The following is an 18,288-nucleotide window of genomic DNA, read 5'->3' on the forward strand; positions in this document are numbered from 1 at the left end:
TCTAGCTGACGTCAGAAAGGGCAATGGCAAGATAATCTTCCGCTAGCTTGACGTATGAGCGGTTCTCGACAATCCATTGTCGTCCCGACCGACCCATGGCCAAGCGCTCTTCGCGCGGCATCGCCGCAAATCGTTTTATTTCCGACTTTAGCGCCACCGCGTCGCCTGCCGCAACATAGCTGCCATTGCCGGCCTCGCTGATCATGGACGGGAAGCCCGAATAGGAAGCGACGACCGGCTTGCCTGACAGCATGTAGTCGATGACCTTATTTAGAGACTGACCATAAGCCCACACCTTGGAAGGATGGGTCGAGAAATAGGCCAAATCGCAGCGTGCCAGCACCGATTGCACCATTGCCTTGGGCACGGCCGGTGCGAAACCGACATTGGCAAGACTCCCATAGCGCAAACGATACTCGTTCAAGAGATCACCATCGCCGACGAGCAGAAAGAAAACGCCGGGATCGTCCTGCATGGTTTTTGCGCATTCCAGAAGCGTATCAAGTGCGTTGGTGGCGCCGATCGTGCCCGCGTGGCAGACGATAAACTTGTCGGCCGGAATGTTGTCCGCCGCGTACTCGTCGGGCAGCGCTGGCGGCTCGGCGAGGGTCGCTGGGTCGAAACCCATGGGCACGCAATGAACTGGCTTGTCCGATCCCGATACCTCGGCAACGTGCTGAGACAGATTGGGCATAGTGCCCACGATGGCGTCACTCATGCGATAGGCCAAGTTCTCGATCATGGACAGGCCGATGACAAACGGGTTGAAGCGGCTGAAGCCGCCTTCTTCGACGATGGTCAACGGCCAGATGTCGCGCACCTCAAACACCAGTCGACAATTGTAATGTCGGCGCAGCAGAAGACCGTTGAAGATTGTCAGCAATGAGGGACTGGACACGATGATCACGTCAGGTGGGACGAATGCCCGTTTGGGCATGCGCCAGAGCCGCCACTCGAAGTCGAGCCAGCTAAGAATGCGCCCTAGCGACTTGGCGCGCCCGTACTTGCGCGTCCTGACCCAGAAAACCTCGACCCCGTCGATTATCTCGTTCAGAGAAGCACCGGAAAATTGCGGTGGCGTAATCAAATGGTTCGAGTCGGAAGTGAAGGCCACGCAATGGTGACCGTTCCTGACCATTTCACGTAGCAACATAAAGGCACGCAAACCTACCCTGCCCTGTTTCGGGAAAGACAGATATTTCGAAATATACCAGACGCATGCCATAGCGCGATCAGCTCAGGCGCGGAATATTGTTCACCACGCCGATGGTCTCCGAGAAATCGAGACCGACGGCATCCAGGTACCACTTGATGTTGGTATAGCGCGGCCTGTTCTCGTCTTCGACCAAGGTCATAGCCTCCTCGCGCGTGATCTGTCCTTCGCGAATCTGATTGCTGCGGAAAGTGTCGTGTTCGGTAAAGCCAGCAACGGTGTAATAAATATAGTTGTAGAATGCGGCAGTGCCATCACCGATACGCCAAGTGGTGTTGGTATCGGGTGCCAGTTCCCAATCGTATTCCTTGAGGCAAGCGTCAACCGCCCCCTCTTCCCATGTCCAATAGTCAAACACATGAAAATAGTCAGTTTTCTGGGCGAAACTTCGATAATATTCACCAGAAATCGTATCCCACAGCGAGCTGTTGAAATAGCCTGGGCTTTGCAACATGGCCCCGAAACGCAGCCCTTGATAACGGATCTGCTTCATGGCGCCGCTCTGGTAAACGCGCTCTTCTTCAAAATCGGGAGGAATACCGAGGAAACCCGCCTTGAAATGCGTCACTTCAAGAGGATTGATTCCCCAGAGATTGAGGCTGATACCTGTTTGCTTCTTGATGGTCTCGACATAACGGAAGAAATGCTTGTCGCCTGCAGTCAGGATGCTGATCATTCCCAAGTGCGGTGACTTCAACCAGGCACGCAGGTTTTTCTTGATGTTCTCGCGCTTCTGCGTGATGTCGGCAGCCACGATGATATTTTCCACGCCCATTTCGGCCGACATGCGGCTGATGTTGCGCCGGCCCAAATCAGTTACCATGCCCCAATCATAGGTGTAGGTGAGGGGCTTCATCTTGAGTTCTTTGACGATCAGGTGCAGTCCATAACAACTGTCACGTCCGCCGGAGAACGGCACAATACAATCATTGCCATGGGCGCGGCGGTAGGGCTCAACAAGGGCGAAAAGCTCTTCCTTTGGCTTGGCCTTGTTCCGCGACCGGTAGTTGAGACAGTAGTTGCAGATGCCCTCATCGTTGAAGCGGATATAAGGCATCGTCTCTGGCAGCACGCATTTGGTGCAACGCCGCAGATTGTGCTGCGGAAAAACCAGAAGCTTTTCCTCGGCTGCACAGTGGGTAAATGCCGGGATGAGATCGGTCGTGCGCTGTTCCTGATCGACGACGACAAACCCGGTGGAAACAACGGGAATATCGAGAACGACTGCGTGCTCGAGGACTTGAGTTATGCCTTCGCAGCCTAGCTGGCTGAGCGGGTAGCTTTCCGACGAGAAGTAAGTTGCCTCGTTTTTCGTACCGACATAGAGGCTGCCATTATTCGAAAAGAGGCAAAGCTTGCCCAATCTCGGCAACGCAAGGGCACAGGCGACTACGCCACGGCACAAATCGAGTACCCGCGCCGGGATATCCTGCACCGCTCCGCCCTGTTCAAGATGCGCGGCGGCAATAGCAGATATAACCTCGGTGTCGACCTGCAGTTCACGAACCTTCCCAATCTGCTCCCAAATGGCTTCGTGGTTCACAATTATGCCATTGTGGAGAACACAGATGTCTTCGCGGAGCACCGGCTGGTTATCACCCAGACCATTCGTGATGAGACGACTGTGCCCCATTACAACGCCGGCATCGAAAGTTCCCGCTTCTGGCAGCAACTTACCAATCGGATAGTCTGCTCGGTGAATGTGATAGCTGTCAGCGCGATGGAACAACAGGCCACTGGAGTCGCGCCCACGTTGCTGGGCGTGTTTGGCCAACGCCAACAAATCGGCGTTGGAAATGGTTGTCGGCGAAACAACGCCAAAAATACCGCACATCAGAAATATTTCTCCGTTATCTCAACTCGCCATTTGCGGCACATTTATTCCGACTTATGACATAATTTGCAGCCTCGGAGCTTTCCTGTAATCGCGAGCGTCGTCGAAGGCGCAGTCCGCAATCCAACCCCTAGATACGCCGATAGAGTTCCAGAAGCGACAGGGCTTCAAGGTTCCAGTTGTAACGCTCAACAACCGCACTTCGCCCGCGCTCACCCATTGCCTGGGCTTCTTGTGGATTGTCGAGTATCCACTGCATGGCCTGAACCAATTCGTCAGTCTTGGTCGGATCAACCAGCACCCCACACCCCGCACCTTCAACGATTTCGCGCCAAAGTGGGAAATCCGAGGAAATGACCGGCATTCCCGCTGCCATATACTCAAACAGCTTGATCGGCAACGTTAACATCTCATGAGGGACGGGTTTTAGTACCACAAGCCCCGCGCGACCATCTGCCAATATCCCGGCGACACCCTCACGCGACACCCAACCGTCAAATTTGACGCTGTTCCATTCCGGCATCTGTTGAGCGCGTTGTTGTGTTTCGGGTGCGGCAAACTCTCCGGCAAGGCGAAGCACGGCCGGCCCACCAGGCACACGTGCCACGGCTTCGATCATGGAATATATGTTTCGATCTTCAGAGATCGAGCCGATATAGGTGAACTCTTTGGGGCGTTCGGACATAGGTGTGGCATCGGGCTCATGCAGCTCATCAAGCAGAGGAAAATTCCTCACAAGGACTGTTTTGTGCGCTGGAAAGCGAGCAGCTATCGTAGGCGTAACCGTAACTACGCCATTGATAAATTTGGCACCAACCCACTCAACCAAACTAACGACTGGTGGCAAAAGGTGTTTTGCCCAGAGGGGCAAGCTTGGATGGCGGGATATCTGCTGTGGCACATCCTCATGGACGTCATATACCACCTTGATGCCAGACAGGCGCAGCAATAATGCCCACGGCAGGAGTTCGGGATCATGGAAATGAGCAACAGTTGGCTTCATTTGTCGTACTGCTGATATCATTCTCCAGGCACCAACAGTCGCACGTCGCAGACGGCCCAGTCGCGGCCCCGTGTCAATCACACGGTAGCCAAAATCCTTATCCACCTCATCGCCAAGCCCGTCCTGAACGAAAAGAACAACCTCATCTTTCAGCTCTCGTGCAAGAGTGTTGACCTGCTTCGACCTGATCCGTGAATCATCGCGTGGGTGCACTGTGGTGAAATGCACAATCATGTGCTGTTTACCCGGCGCTCTATATTCATGAAATGCAACTACCTTAAGCTTTCTTGTTTCTTTCTACTGCCTTCGCTGGAATTTTTGCAACCGAATGATAGATAGCATGCGAGTAGTTCTCTGATTCAAGATCCCAGCTATAACGCTCAACACCCGCACTTCGCCCGCGTTCACCCATTGGCCGAGCTCCTTGTGGGTCGTCGAGTTCCACAGCATAGCTTGATCCAATTCGTCAGTGTTGGCCGGAGCAACCAGCATCCCAAACTGCGCGCCATCAACGATTTCACGCCATAGTGGGAAATCCAAAGAATGGCCGACATTCCCGCTGAATATACTCAAACAGCCTGATCGGCAACGTTAACACGTCAAGAGGGGACGGGTTTCCACAAGCCCCGCACGACCATCTGCCAATGGAGTATTTGTTCCGATCTTCAGAGATCGAGCCGATATAGGCGAACGCCTCGGTCGCGCCGTATTCTCGCAAAACAGGGCTTTATAGATCGACCAGCCAGCTAGTTGCTTTTAATACCAACACCGTCGGTGTCGTGAACGGCGCGTTTTGGGTGCATCGGCGAAATATAAATGAGTCTCACCGGGGCTGAAAGCAGTGCCGTTTCTGAGGGTGAAACCACGTCTATGTGGGCAGCATGGCGTAGCGGTGGATTAGGCCCTGACCCAGGCACTATTTCCCGGCCCCAACCAATAGTCGCGGCCGGCGTCGTCTACCTGACTGGATATGAAATGAACGACCGCCTGAACGCGATCAGCTCGGTTCAGCGATTCATGCCAGGCAATCCAATAGGATCGCGTCACCGACTTTTCGGGCAAGACTGGTACAAGGTCCGATGATCTCCCGACCATAAAATGGCATGCTGTTGCTGCTGCAAAGGCCGCGTGGCCTGCGTGGTCAATGTCGTGCAAGGGGACAAGGTCGCCGTGGATGGGTTGCTTGACCATCCCGACGTCAAGGCCGTCAGTTTTGTGGGATCGACCCCGATCGCTCAATATATCCACCAGAAGGGTACAGTGAACAGCAAGCGTGTTCAGGCATTGGGCGGCGCCAAAAACCATATTATCATCATGCCGGACGCGGATCTGGACATGGCGGAGGCTGCCCTTATGGGGGCGGCATTCGGATCGGCCGGGGAACGTTGCATGGCAATTTCCGTGGCGGTTCCAGTAACCGATGCCGTCGCTGACGCCCTCATCGAGAGGTTGGTGCCTCAGATCAAGGCGCTCAAGATTGGACCAGCGTCTGATCGCACCACCGAAATGGGCCCGCTGGTCACAGCTCAACACCTATACGCGGATCAAGACCACCACGACGCGCTGGCCATCGGGCATGCGCTCCAACCCCGAATTCGTCATGCCGACATTGGGGTGAACACTTTTCAACCCAGAAACGCCAGGGCGGCGACGTCCCGGCGTTTTTATGTCGGCTGCACAAATCCTTTTTCAGAAACCGCACTGTGCGACAAGACTGGTGCGAATTTTCTTGTAGACAGCGTACGAGCGCAGGGGAGGCGATTTTTGTCGACGCCATATTGTGCAAAACGCTGATCGAAGTGAAGGCTCGAAAGGTCCAGTTCGGTGCGAATGATCGAGCGTTTTTGCAAATTGTTCGGTTGCCAGCTTGTCACAGCGTCGAATAAAGTCCGCAGACTAATTTGCGACCGACATATGGTCGGCGCCCCGCTACACGAGAACCAGAACCGCATATATTCGCAACCTTGACAGGCCCACCCGGTCGGCATATGTGGCCTCGTCCGCCTGGTCAGCTAGAACCTCAATTCTCGTTTACATCGGAATGTGCCCTGCCAATGCTCGTTAAGATGTTTACGTTGGCAGGCGGTACAGCTGCCTCGCAAGCCATCACCTTCCTCGGAATTGTGATTGCTGCAAATCTCCTGTCTCCGGAGCACTTCGGGGAATTCGGACTTCAATTGGCAATATCTTCACCGATCGCCGTCCTCGCAACGGGGAGATTCGAAGTGGCCTATATCAGGGCACTGAGAACATCTCGCGTAGCAAATCTGCTGGCTCTGGCATCGACGCTGACATTAGTCGCCGCCGCTGGAACGATCATTGTGCTATTGCTGGCAAGCCTGCTAGGTGCGGCAGTTTCCGTACAAGACGCTGTTCTGATTGGTGCACTTGTTGTGGCACAGGCATCTGTTGCCTCGCTGACGGAACTGAATACATATACGAGAAGCTATGGAACCATAGCGCTGTCCAGGATTGCGATGGCAGTCGTGACGCAGGCACTGGTGATCCTTTGGGCGCTTGTCGATCCCAACCCATATGTCTTAGGCACCAGCACGGTCATGGGCCTTGTCGCATCAGCCATGGTCTCAGTTGCTGGAAACCGGGAATGGCTACTTTCATCTGCCCCCTACATATCCACTAGGAGGATGAAAGCGATGGCCGGCCGCTATCGGTCCTTTCTTGTCTTTAACGGCCCCCAATCTGTCGTTTCGGCCCTGCAAGAGTCCCTTGCGATGACTGCAATTGCATCGTTCTTTGGCGCGGCGGCATTGGGCCATTACGTTCTACTTGGCAGGATTTTGCGAGGGCCGGTGGCCATCGTTGCTGAATCGGTTGGGCGTGTTCTTCAACGTCAGGTAATCGATACCGCTTTTGCCGATCGACGCAGATTTCTCAGACTCTCATTCCTCTACGTGACTCTCGTTGGCGCAGCTTTCGCATTTGCATCTGTGACAGTATTGCCCCCCTGCTTGGAGTTTTCTTTGGCGAGAACTGGCCGCTGCTAGCTAGCCTATGCAGCGCCTCGGCGCTTTATTTTGGCGCATATCTGGTAGGTGGTTCCGTTGCCCCAATTCCGTGGGCAACGGGGCACTACCGAGCAAGCGCGCCGATCGCCATAGTGGGTTCACTCGCATACCCCGCGATAATATTCTGCAGCGCCAAAATTGGGACCTCATTTATTGAGACAATTCAATACACATCCGTGTTCATGGCTCTGTATTTCGCAGTGTTTGTATTTTCCATATACGTTTTTTCAACTAGGAAGTCAGTGGGTTGAGGGATGTATTCATAGTAGGAAGCCAATACTGGGCGGGTTACCTGGCAGCGCAACTCAGTGCACGCGGTTATGGCGCAGATCAGGTGGCCCACCGTCCCTTGCAGATGTGCCGTATATTCTTCCAACCATCGCGAAATGTCCTCGTCGTAGGGCTGGGGGGTGATCTGACGTTCAAAAAGTTCATGATCTGGGCCGTCGTCACACTTCATTGGGTACTGCACCGGCGCGATGGCGGCATCATCCTTTACTGGATTGGGGGAGATGTTGTGGCTGCAAAGCACGGGAGCAGCCGTTCCTTGCGCCAACTTTGGGCCTTCACACGTGCCCGGCATATCGCTGGAGCGCCATGGTTTGTTGATGAGCTGCGAGCGCTGGGCGTGAACGCATCACCCGTTCTATTTCCATATAACACAAGCATCGCTGCCTCCATGCGCAGCAGCTCGGTTCGAGAAAACGATCAGACGACTGTGTGCTGTTACCTTCTCCCTTCGACTTGGGAGAGCCAGTATGGCGCCCGCCTGATGCGGTTGGCTTCCCTGCTGCCAGATACAAGCTGGACCATCATGGGAATGACGCAGGAGCAAGTGCCGGTGAACGAGGTCGTTCCGGATAACGTCGAATTCCTGGGGTGGGTTGGGAACCCTCTCGAAATATTAGCCGCCAATGACGTTTATGTTAGGTTGGTTTCACATGACGCATATTCGGGGATGGTGAGGGACGCGCAGGCGATGGCGAAGACGGTCCTGTACAATATGCCAGTTCAGGGTGTCGTGGACACGACCGGAATGGATGACAAGGCCATCGCCACCTTCATTCGCAACCACTCGTGCGAGACCAATCAGAGAAGTGAAGGTATGTCGCTTCCCCCATTCCACGATCAGATACAGGTGCTCGCCGAAGCGGTAGGCTAGATATTTCGGAATGCACTAGGGAACTCTGCAATCCGCCAATACGTGGAACCTCATGCGGCTTGTTGAGAATTTCCGCTCAGACCCGGCCAATAATTCCCGAACTGTTCTGTTAGGGCGCTCTATCGGCAATTGGGTAAAGCATTGGGAAGCGCTTTCCACCAATTGTCGAGACCGACGCTTCGCCAATGACCTCGATCAGAACCCGACCTCTACCCGTCAGGCACGATCCGCATGATTGCTCACCTCACCACGGTCCATCCCCACGATGATTCGGAGTAATACCCTTTGCGCAGGACCGGCAACCGAAATTCGACTACCGCGTGATTGACACTGAACGCCGGCTAGCGCGGAAGCGACTGTCGGAAAAACCTGGCGAATAACGTCACGCCGACTACCGTCGTGAAACCGGACATGCTGGCTGAAGGCTGGTCACGTGATCGGATAATCGGTAAGATTGTCAAGAAAGGCGTTCGTTGCATGCATGCGTCCCAATCCGAGGTGTATCTGGAACACGCTTTCGACAACACCAAACGAAACCCTAAAAAATTCCTGCAAGTTGGGAAATGGCCCTGAGGGTCCATCCAGCTCTGACGGACACGGCGGTTGGCAAGACGCTCGATGAGGTTGAGAAAGTCTTGAACATAACGACCCGACGCTGAGGCAATCAACATGGGCCGCACGATGAATGAGAGCGCACAGATACATATGCACCCTAACCGAGAAACAACGCAAACAGGGTCAGCAAAGCGGGTAAAAATCGAGTTTGCCAATACACTGCGTGGCGTCGCTGCCATGCTCGTCTTGATCTCGCACTATCTCGGTGTGTTTTGGACCAATCGAGATGCCGTTTCGCGCTACACCCTCTTACCGCCGCTGCCTAAAAATTTCTCAACGCCAACGCTCGTCGAGTGGCTGCATTTCAGTCCCTGGATCAACTGGGGCGCTCTAGGGGTAGGCCTTTTCTTTTTGATCAGCGGGTTCGTCATCCCTTTCTCGCTACTTAACAGAAATCGTTTCTCGTTTGCAATTGCGCGCGCATTCCGATTACTTCCTACGTATGCCGCTGGATTTACCGTAACCCTGATTATATTGTTTTTAGGTACAAATTTGAGTGGAATTGAATGGCCATTCAGTAATCCTGACATCATGATTCACTATATCCCGGGACTACGGGATCATTTTCAAACTCCAAATATTGATGGAATTATTTGGACTTTAGAAGTCGAGGTGAAATTTTACATCGTAGCAGCGATACTATCTTCATTTTTTATAAATAAAACTTTTGTTATTGTTTTGATGCCACTAATTTTGACTGTTTTTCAAAAATCGTATTTCATCGTAGAACCTACTCTGGAAAGTTGGCATCCGATGATTGCGTGGGTGGCGCGACCGTTTGCATTGTCGGCACAATTTATGTGTCTGATGTTTATTGGCGCAACGCTGCACCTTCTATTCACTAAAAAGATATCAAGATATGTTGTCTTCCCATCTATACTAGTTCACTATATTTTATTCTCTTATTTGTGGTCTGATTTTCAGTCGAATGAATCAATTGGAGCATTCTTAGGTTATTCTGCTTCCATACCGATTTTTTTCATATGCATGCGGCTAGGGGAATATTTCCGGCCACATCCAATCACAGCTTTCTTTGCGGATATCAGTTACCCTCTCTACGTGGTGCATGCCGTGGCGGGCTATATACTAATGTATGCACTGTTATTGAGAGGTTGGGATTATGTTCCTGCGATACTCGCCGCCACCCTTTCTTCGGTAGCCATTGCCACAGCGATACATCATGTCATTGAGCTGCCGTCTCAGGCTGTTGGCCGTAGATACGCAAGGCGCATTGGATATAGGAAGCGTCGGTTTGAGCACTAGGCGAGTGGTGTTCGAATGTGCAACATCATCCATGGCACGCCGGTGTTTGGTTGCGCATTAGCGCGCTTGTTAGTATCAGAAAGCTCTGAACTCTGATCGCGCTGCAGGCGCTTAGCTATTGGAATTGACTTGGAGATCACCCTTTCTTTTGTTCTGCTAGCAGGGTCGCTCTTCGGGATGTACCTGTACCGCAGAGACGCGCTTCACCCGGCATTCTGGACCAATCTCGGGTTCGTTGGATATGCGGTAGCGGGGTTTTACTATTCTGCGTTTGGGTATCAGAACGCCACGTTTCTCAACCTGGCAGGGTTTGACGCCGAGGGCCGCCGGGGCTGGTTTGTGATGGCGCTGCTAATTGCAGCGATTGGGCTTATTGTGTTCAATCTCGGATTCAAGCTGGGCGACCGGCACTCAGGCCCTCTAAAAAAGAGCAGCGTGAAAGAAGCTCTGCCTGCCCCTGTCTTGGTATTCGGCAAGGTATCTGCAGTGGCTTTGATACTTTTGGGCTTGGCATATTATTTCTATTTCGCCGACAGGGTCGCTGGCGGAGTCATGCCGATGATCGGCCAGGTCGGTGCATATCCGCACCTGGTCGCTGCAGCGGGGTTAAGCGCACTTCCATTTCATTTTGTCTACGGTGGGGCGCTGCTGTGGTTGCTGACGTGGATACAGGATAGGCGACTGAATTGGCTGAGCCTGGCCTTCGTGCCCGTGGCTGCCCTCGTAATACTGTCAACCGGCCGCATAGCCTACGCCAATGCATACCTTTTCTCGGCATTATTGTTTTTCGTATATGTCACGAGAGGTTATGCGGGCTGGAAAACCTTCGGCAGTAGTTTGGTCGTATTATTGCCAATTAATGTTGGATACTATTTTTTCCGAGAATATACGAGCTATGCATATATTGGGAAGCCGGAACAATTTCCTTTATTCGCCGATCCGGTTCCAAATTTTACATCGACTCCTTCCATATTTGGTAACTTATCGCCCGTTATGGAGAAGATGGAATATGTATTCCGCGCCCTTATTGGCGGCGGAAACGTGCCGGATTTGCAGCAAATTATTTTAATCGTCCATGGACTTATTGAGAAACGTTTGCAATTAACCTACGGCACCACTTTCTTCGATTGGATAATCAATTTGGCCGGCTCGCGCGTGGGTGAGCCCGATGCGGCGCCACTGTCGGTTGGGTATCGAATCCTTAATGCATATTTTCCCGAAAAAAACGGCGGGCCAACTCCGGGGATCATCGGCGAAACCATCCTGAACTTTGGCTTCCTTGCACCCTTGGCAATTTTTTGCATCGCGTATTGCATGACACGCATCTATGCCGTCATAAACAACTCTAGGTCTTTATTGATACAACTTCTCTACTGCATCTTCCTCGTGTCCATCTGGGCGTTGCTGATTAAAGTAGATTCGTCTCTTCTGGATGGTTACCTCTGGATGATCGTCCCAATTTCTCTGTGTTGGGTGAGTTTGGTCATAATGAGCAAAGTGGTGACGCCACGTGATCCAACAGTTGACCCCTACCCAGAGTGAATTCCCGACGGTGCGGCTGGCCTTGCTCTGGAAGCTGTCGTCCGTCTCCAGAGTGCCTGTGGGATGAGAAGTGGCAGGAGTGCCGAGTGTTGCCGAACGACGACGCGCTAACGCGTTTCAGACCGATGACATCATGCTGTGTGAGCGGATAGGCTGGAGCGTTCAATTACACGCCTGGAGCAGACCTCAAACGACGAAGCTCCATCGTTTCGGTTCAGTGCAGCAACGTAGCCAACGCACCCCAGAACGGACCGTTCGCACCCCGAAGGGGCGATGCCTTTTCAGGAAGGTATCAAAGGCGAAAAATATGTCGGCGCCCTGTATCAACGCATAGGCGCCGGTCGGCGTGGCACTCGAATTTATCGCAATTGTTCTATGTCACGTAACGGCACCCGAATGGCGGCCGGTGGTATCACCAATTCGTCGTCTCTCCAAAACACGACTGCAAAATGGCTTTGACAGGTTACCGCATATGTGCACAGGTAGGACGTCCAACCTTTGAAGCGAGCCGCCTATGTCCCGCAGTTCCAGCGCCATGATCGTCAGGTATCTCAGCGATGCCGAGTTGGGCTCAGGTGCCAAGCTGCCAGCCGAAATCGATATGGCCAAGGAACTGGGGCTCAGCCGGAACTCTATCCGCGAGGCCTATGCGACCCTGACGGCGCAAGGTGTGCTGATCCGCAAGCACGGCATCGGCACCTTCGTCGCCCGCCCCCCGATCATGAACAATCTGATCAACGGACCGACCTTTTGGGGCATGGTGCAAATGACAGGAGCAGACCCTTCGCTGCGCGAATTGGTCAGAGACCGGGTGGCCGCTAACGAGGAATTGGCGACCCAGATGGACATCCCGCCCAAAACCGAAGTCGTGCATCTGCGCTGGCTGTTCTGCGCCAACGACCAGCCAGTGGTCCTGATCGATCACTATCTTGCACCCCATATCCGCAGCGACAACATAGATTGGCAGGCAAGCCACAACCTACTGGCAGCACTAGCCGATCAGATCGGTGGCGAAGGCGCCGAGCTGGAAACCTGGAACACAGCGATCAATGCCACTGAAGAAGAAGCCACGATTTTGAACGTGGCTCTGGGAAAAGCGATCCTTTATGGCTCGGTCCGCGTGCACGATGCTCGCGGTCGCATCCCCATCGTTTCGCGTCACTGGTCCAATCCCAAGTTATTTTCGATCGCCCATCGGCTGCCAATCTCAGCAATGCAGTTGAGCGTATAACTGATTTCTATGGACGTTACTGACAAGTTTAGCCACACAACCAACACGGGAGAATAAGATGACCACACGGCGTAAATTCACCACAATACTTGGAATGGCAGCACTTACGGCAGCGCTGGGCGGCACGATCTCTGCCTACGCGGCGGACATGGCGACGGTCCGGATCGGGGTCGACCCCTATACCACCGGTGCCCAGATATGGGTGGCAAAGGAGAGTGGCTTTTTCGAAGCGCATGGCATCGACGCGCAGATATCGACCTATGCAACCGGCATCGAGGGGCTGGACGCCACACTGACCGGAAACGCAGATATCGGCGTCGGGCTGGATTTCCCGACCGCGCTTCGGATGCAATCCAAGCAAATGACAATCCTTGCTGCGATCTTTGCATCGAACCCCGGCTGGCACAAACTGGCGGTTGCAGCAGATATTCAGAGCGCCGCTGATCTGAAGGGGAAGAGTTTCGGCATTGCCACAGGCACCGCGCAGCATCTGGTAACGATCAAGTATCTCGAGCAGCAGGGACTGACGCCGGATGATTACACGCTCGTGCCATTTTCCAGCCTGGTCGAAATCGTCGCATCGCTGAAGGCGGGTCGGATCGATGGTGGATTCGTTTGGGCGGACGGTGTCAAGATGGCGACCGACACCCCTGGCATCCACATTCTGACCGACGACTCGGCCGCAAAGCTGCGCCAGTGGGCCTATGTCAGCGCCAACACACCTTTTGCCAAGAATAACCGCGAGACGGTGGTTAACGTTCTAAAGGCGATGAACGACGCAACGGAGTTCCTGAAATCGAATCCTGACGAAGCGGCGGCAATGATCGCGAAGAATACCAAGGCGCCGCAGGACAGCGTGAGAAAGCTCCTGGACTTGAATACGTTCCAGCTCGACCTGACTGACGACGAACGTACTGGTTTCGGAGTCATCGCCGATTTTGCCTCCGGCGTCATCAAGACACCAGTCAACTTTGATACCGCAGTCGACCCAAGTTATCTCGAAGAAGCGGTCCCCAGTGCCGTCACGTTGTCGAAGTGACGGCGGCTCGGGACACCGCTGCGATCGACTTCCGCGACGTCGGCATGGCCTATCCCGGCCAGGCCAAGGGATCGGAACTGATCCTGGCCGAACTTTCGTTGAGCATTCCCGAGGGCGAGTTTTTTGTCCTCGTGGGGCCCAGCGGGTCAGGCAAGTCGACCCTGCTAAAGTTGATCGCCGGCACCGCGTTTCCAACCGAAGGCGAGGTCAAGACCTTTGATCAGGACATCCATGGCCCCGACCGCCAACGCGGCATGGTATTTCAGTCGGTCGAAGGACCTCTGTTTGATTGGCTGACAGTGGAGGAGAATGTCGGTTTTGGCCCAAAGATGGCTGGCGCCGATGGTGCAACGCGCAGGGCGACGGCTCAGCGCTTTATCGACATGGTGGGGCTCAAGGGACACGAGCACAAATATCCATCGGAGTTGTCGGGCGGTATGAAGCAGCGGGTGCAGATCGCCCGCACCTTGGCCGCCGACCCAAAGGTGGTGCTACTCGACGAGCCATTCGCGGCCCTCGACGCACTGACGCGAAGGGTTTTGCAACGCGAGATTGCGCGGATATGGACTGAGACCGGGCGCACCTTCCTTTATGTCACCCATGACATCCGCGAGGCTGTATTGCTGGGTCAGCGCATCGGTGTGATGAGCCGCGGGCCGCGCGCCAGCATCCGAAACATCTATGATATCGACCTGCCCTATCCACGCGACGACCTTGACAGCCGCTTTGCCGAGATCGTGCGCAAACTGGAAGGCGACATTGAACGGGAGGCTTCGGGGCAATGGGACGAAATGTAAGCGCAGGCCTGTCGCTGGCTTCGGTATTCGGCTTTATGCTGATCTGGCAATTGGGCGCGATGTGGCTAAATGATCCGCTCTTTCTGCCGAGGCCTTGGGACGTTATCACCGGCGCTGCTGAACTGGTTAGCGACGGCACACTGATATCGTCGATGGCAATCTCGATGATGCGCATTCTGGCGGGCTGGTTGCTTGGCAGTATCGTGGCGATCCCGCTCGGCCTGTGGGTCGGCACCTCCCATGCCGCACGGGCCATAGTAGACCCATTCATCCACTTCTTCCGGTTTGTTCCCGCCATCGCACTGGTGACACTGTTCATCGTCTGGTTCGGCGTCGGCGAGATGTCAAAAATCCTGCTGATCGCCTATGCGACGACCTTTATTGTCATGGTCAACACTGCATCCGGCGTAGGCGCGATCCCACAGGAGAAGATCGACGCCGCGCGATGCCTGGGTGCAAACCGGCGGCAGACCTTCACCCAGATCGTGGTACCAGCCTCCATCCCGTCAATCTATATCGGCATGCGCTTGGCGCTTGCCTCGTCCTTTCTGGTTATCGTGGCTGCGGAGATGCTGGCCGCAAGTTCCGGTCTCGGATACATCATCTGGACCTCACGGCTCTACTTCCGCATCGACTGGATGTTCGCCGCCATCATACTCTTGGGCGCACTCGGATTTCTCACCGATCGGGTTTGGAAGATGCTGGGCCGTGAGGCGTTGAACCGTTACCTGCGCGATGCCGCGAAATACTGATAAAGTGGAATAACATGCAATGACCGATACCATTGATCCAATCAGCCGCATCGGCCGCACCCATGTTGAAAGCGCCGCTTGGTTCGAACGCCGCCCGCGCCCACCGGAAGGCGCACCGAATGTCATCTACGTAGTGCTTGACGATGTCGGCTACAGTGATCTTGGTTGCTTTGGATCGACTATCGAGACGCCGAGTTTTGATTCTCTTGCCGACCGCGGTCTGCGCTATGCGAATTTCCATACGACCACACTGTGCTCACCGACACGCGCCAGCCTGTTGACCGGGCGCAATCACCACTCGGTCGGCATGCGCTATCTGGCTAATCTCGACATGGGCTGGCCCTCGGGGCGCGGCGCGATCAGCCACCGTGCGGCTACGATTGCGGAAATGTTGAAGGACACCGGCTATTCCACCTTCGCCATCGGCAAATGGCACTTGGCCCCTACCGAAGACGCCAGCGCTGCCGGCCCGTTCGATCAATGGCCTCTTGGGCGCGGGTTTGAGAGGTTCTATGGTTTCATGAACGGCGGCACGGATCAGTACCACCCTGAATTGGTAGAAGATAATCATCTGATTGAACCGCCGAAAACACCGGCCGAGGGCTATCATCTTTCGGAAGACCTGATCGACCGCGCCATTGGGACGCTTAGAAACCAGATATCGCTGACACCGAATAAGCCGTTCTTCATGCATCTCTGCTTCGGCGCGGGGCATTTCCCGCATCAGGCCCCGCCCGACATGATCGCCAAATATAAGGGCCACTTCTCGGCTGGCTGGGACGCCGAGCGCGACCGACGGCTAAAAAAGCAGAAGGCGATGGGCCTGGTTCCATCAAACACCGACCTACCCGAACGCAATCCCGGCGTCGCCGCGTGGGACCAGCTAAGCGCCGACGAAAAGACAGTGTTCGAGCGAATGCAGGAGGTCTATGCGGGTTTCCTTGACTACACGGACCAACAGTTCGGGCGGCTTCTAGCGTTCCTTGACGAAACCGGTCGCCGCGACAATACGTTGATCGTGCTGATTTCGGACAACGGCGCCTCGACCGACTGCGGCCATGACGGCACCGAAAACGTGCTGAAATGGTTCAACCAAATCCCCGACAGTGCCGAGGTAAGCCTTTCGGTTCTGGAAAGACTCGGGACCGAGGAGAGTTTTGGCAATTATCCCTGGGGCTGGGCGCAGGCGTCCAACACGCCATTGAAGCTTTACAAGTCCTTCGCCCACGGCGGCGGGGTGCGCGATCCGATGATCGTGTCCTGGCCAAAACGGATGTTGAAGGGCGGCGGTGTTCGGCAACAGTTTCACCATGTCGTCGACATTACACCCACGGTGCTGGAGGTCTGTGGCGTGACAGCGCCGGAAACCTATCGTGGCATCGCCCAACTGCCGATTCACGGCACCAGCTTTGCCTATACGTTCGAAGATGCCGATCAGCCGACGCGCAAGGTGACGCAGTATTTCGAAATGTACGGTCACCGATCCATCTGGCACAAGGGCTGGAAAGCGGTGACAAAACACGTCTCGGGCTCGTCTTTTGAGACCGAAAAGTGGGAACTTTATCACCTCGACAATGATTTTTCAGAAGTGCACGACTTGGCCGAAAGCGCGCCCGAAAAGCTTCAGGAAATGAAGGAACGCTGGTGGGCAGAAGCCGGAAAATACGATGTAATGCCGCTCGACGACCGAATTACTCTGTTCAAGCCCGATCCAAAGCCCGGTTCGATCCGGGGCCACCAGTCCTACGAATATTTCCCGCCCCTTGACGCGATCCCGGGCGAGGCAGCGCCCCTGACGCAGGATGTTAGCCACCGCATCGACGTGACGTTATCACGCTCCGGCCGTGGCAATGGGCCGCTTGTTGCCTTTGGCAACATGCAGGGTGGCTATGCACTGTTCATCGCCGACAATCGCTTAATTTATGCCTATAATCACGTCGGTGACCTAACGCATATCGTCTCTGACTGCGAAGTTCCCGATGGCGATACGGAGCTGTCCTTCGTCTTTTCTCGTACCGGGCCGATGATGGGGCGTGGCGAAGTGTTGATCGAGGGAAAATCGGTCGGACTGGGCGCATTGGACAAAACGCTAATCCGTCTGTCGCTATCACCGCTGCGGATTGGTGGCACCAACATGCCCCCGGTCAGCCCACGGATGGCAGGCCACCCACAATTTGAAGGGGTCATTCACCGTGTTGGGTTTGCCCTAGGCCTTGATCGTGGAAGGACGCCCGAGACGCTCGACGTCGACTGAAACGTCGGCGTCAGAGTCGAACACCGAGCAACCTAAATTATTTCTTCCGGAAACTGCTAATTCTGGGCCGCACCCTGAGATCCTCAGGGTCTGAGCGATATTCAATTTCGCTCTTATGATTGCGTACCCGCAATCACTTTCAATGCCCGACGACGCGGCATGAAAGTTGCCGTTTGGAACGACAAGATGAGCATAAAAAATGCAATCCAACAATTGCAATAATTTGATATCCAATCGGTATGAATATTACTACGCTCATTTAAATAACAAATAGGGTAACGACTGCACAAAAATATGCCAACTCGAGAAATATCACGAAATTAATTTGACGCGTTGTAGTAAAATTCGTGTTCAATTTCATTTTTGTTTCGTAAAATGCCATCCGTCCCGCCAGCCTCCTGACTAATTAGAGTGGTCCCGGTCAACTCGAATGCGTCGCTGCTGGGTGAGGCTCTTGCTACTGGCACGAAGCTGGTCGACGTCCTCGGCAATGGACGCGCACCCTGACTTGGCAGTAGCTATGCCTGGATCATTCCGCTGAAGTCAGTTGGCAAGTG

At 54.3% G+C, this 18,288-nt stretch carries 12 protein-coding genes and 1 pseudogene; 10 read left to right on the top strand and 3 right to left on the bottom strand.

Annotation, left to right across the window (positions count from 1 at the left end; genetic code table 11):
- Position 1 precedes the first annotated feature (1 nt).
- The 3 genes from PSQ90_RS07635 to PSQ90_RS07645 all read right to left on the bottom strand — a co-directional run bounded on the left by PSQ90_RS07635 (position 2) and on the right by PSQ90_RS07645 (position 4,284).
- Entirely contained in the window at positions 2–1,225 is a 1,224-nt protein-coding gene (locus PSQ90_RS07635; RefSeq protein ID WP_328517536.1) for a glycosyltransferase family 4 protein, read from the bottom strand.
- Positions 1,226–1,232: 7 nt separating this feature from the next.
- Positions 1,233–2,987 (bottom strand): hypothetical protein, encoded by a 1,755-nt coding sequence (locus PSQ90_RS07640; RefSeq protein ID WP_282212795.1) that lies wholly within the window; start codon positions 2,985–2,987, stop codon positions 1,233–1,235.
- Positions 2,988–3,177: 190 nt separating this feature from the next.
- Positions 3,178–4,284: a glycosyltransferase family 4 protein gene (locus PSQ90_RS07645; protein ID WP_282212796.1), complete on the bottom strand. Its 1,107-nt coding sequence runs from the start codon at positions 4,282–4,284 to the stop codon at positions 3,178–3,180.
- 903 nt (positions 4,285–5,187) lie between these two features.
- Between PSQ90_RS07645 and PSQ90_RS07650 the strand changes: the two are divergent.
- From PSQ90_RS07650 to PSQ90_RS07695, 10 genes and pseudogenes are all read left to right on the top strand, one after another.
- Positions 5,188–5,583: pseudogene (locus tag PSQ90_RS07650) on the top strand (aldehyde dehydrogenase family protein); the annotation flags it as partial.
- Positions 5,584–6,104: 521 nt separating this feature from the next.
- Positions 6,105–7,055 (top strand): polysaccharide biosynthesis protein, encoded by a 951-nt coding sequence (locus PSQ90_RS07655; RefSeq protein ID WP_282212797.1) that lies wholly within the window; start codon positions 6,105–6,107, stop codon positions 7,053–7,055.
- A gap of 268 nt (positions 7,056–7,323) precedes the next feature.
- Positions 7,324–8,238 carry a hypothetical protein gene (locus tag PSQ90_RS07660; protein WP_282212798.1) on the top strand — a complete coding sequence of 305 codons (915 nt, stop codon included), beginning with the start codon at positions 7,324–7,326 and terminating at the stop codon, positions 8,236–8,238.
- 669 nt (positions 8,239–8,907) lie between these two features.
- Positions 8,908–10,116 (top strand): acyltransferase family protein, encoded by a 1,209-nt coding sequence (locus PSQ90_RS07665; protein ID WP_282212799.1) that lies wholly within the window; start codon positions 8,908–8,910, stop codon positions 10,114–10,116.
- Between the two features lie 129 nt (positions 10,117–10,245).
- Entirely contained in the window at positions 10,246–11,658 is a 1,413-nt protein-coding gene (locus PSQ90_RS07670; protein ID WP_282212800.1) for a hypothetical protein, read from the top strand.
- A 514-nt stretch (positions 11,659–12,172) separates the two neighbouring features.
- Complete coding sequence (locus PSQ90_RS07675; protein ID WP_282212801.1) at positions 12,173–12,889, top strand: GntR family transcriptional regulator; 717 nt, start codon at positions 12,173–12,175, stop codon at positions 12,887–12,889.
- A 58-nt stretch (positions 12,890–12,947) separates the two neighbouring features.
- Complete coding sequence (locus tag PSQ90_RS07680; protein ID WP_282212802.1) at positions 12,948–13,928, top strand: ABC transporter substrate-binding protein; 981 nt, start codon at positions 12,948–12,950, stop codon at positions 13,926–13,928.
- Entirely contained in the window at positions 13,925–14,725 is an 801-nt protein-coding gene (locus tag PSQ90_RS07685; protein ID WP_282212803.1) for an ABC transporter ATP-binding protein, read from the top strand. The genes PSQ90_RS07680 and PSQ90_RS07685 overlap by 4 nt, the downstream gene beginning before the upstream one ends.
- On the top strand, positions 14,710–15,477 hold the full coding sequence (locus PSQ90_RS07690) for an ABC transporter permease (RefSeq protein WP_282212804.1): 768 nt from the start codon (positions 14,710–14,712) through the stop codon (positions 15,475–15,477). Before PSQ90_RS07685 ends, PSQ90_RS07690 begins: the two co-directional genes overlap by 16 nt.
- 19 nt (positions 15,478–15,496) lie before the next feature.
- Positions 15,497–17,731, top strand: coding sequence for an arylsulfatase (locus PSQ90_RS07695; RefSeq protein ID WP_282212805.1), 2,235 nt, complete (start codon positions 15,497–15,499; stop codon positions 17,729–17,731).
- Positions 17,732–18,288 lie beyond the last annotated feature (557 nt).

The sequence above is a fragment of the Devosia rhodophyticola genome, from assembly GCF_028816475.1.
GTDB classification, from domain to species: Bacteria; Pseudomonadota; Alphaproteobacteria; order Rhizobiales; family Devosiaceae; genus Devosia; species Devosia rhodophyticola.

Excerpts from the sequence above, each read along its gene's own strand:
- PSQ90_RS07635 (WP_328517536.1), bottom strand. The coding sequence starts at position 1,225 with ATGGCATGCGTCTGGTATATTTCGAAATATCTGTCTTTCCCGAAACAG.
- PSQ90_RS07645 (WP_282212796.1), bottom strand. The coding sequence starts at position 4,284 with ATGATTGTGCATTTCACCACAGTGCACCCACGCGATGATTCACGGATC.
- PSQ90_RS07655 (WP_282212797.1), top strand. The coding sequence starts at position 6,105 with ATGCTCGTTAAGATGTTTACGTTGGCAGGCGGTACAGCTGCCTCGCAA.
- PSQ90_RS07665 (WP_282212799.1), top strand. The coding sequence starts at position 8,908 with ATGGGCCGCACGATGAATGAGAGCGCACAGATACATATGCACCCTAAC.
- PSQ90_RS07675 (WP_282212801.1), top strand. The coding sequence starts at position 12,173 with ATGTCCCGCAGTTCCAGCGCCATGATCGTCAGGTATCTCAGCGATGCC.
- PSQ90_RS07680 (WP_282212802.1), top strand. The coding sequence starts at position 12,948 with ATGACCACACGGCGTAAATTCACCACAATACTTGGAATGGCAGCACTT.
- PSQ90_RS07690 (WP_282212804.1), top strand. The coding sequence starts at position 14,710 with ATGGGACGAAATGTAAGCGCAGGCCTGTCGCTGGCTTCGGTATTCGGC.
- PSQ90_RS07695 (WP_282212805.1), top strand. The coding sequence starts at position 15,497 with ATGACCGATACCATTGATCCAATCAGCCGCATCGGCCGCACCCATGTT.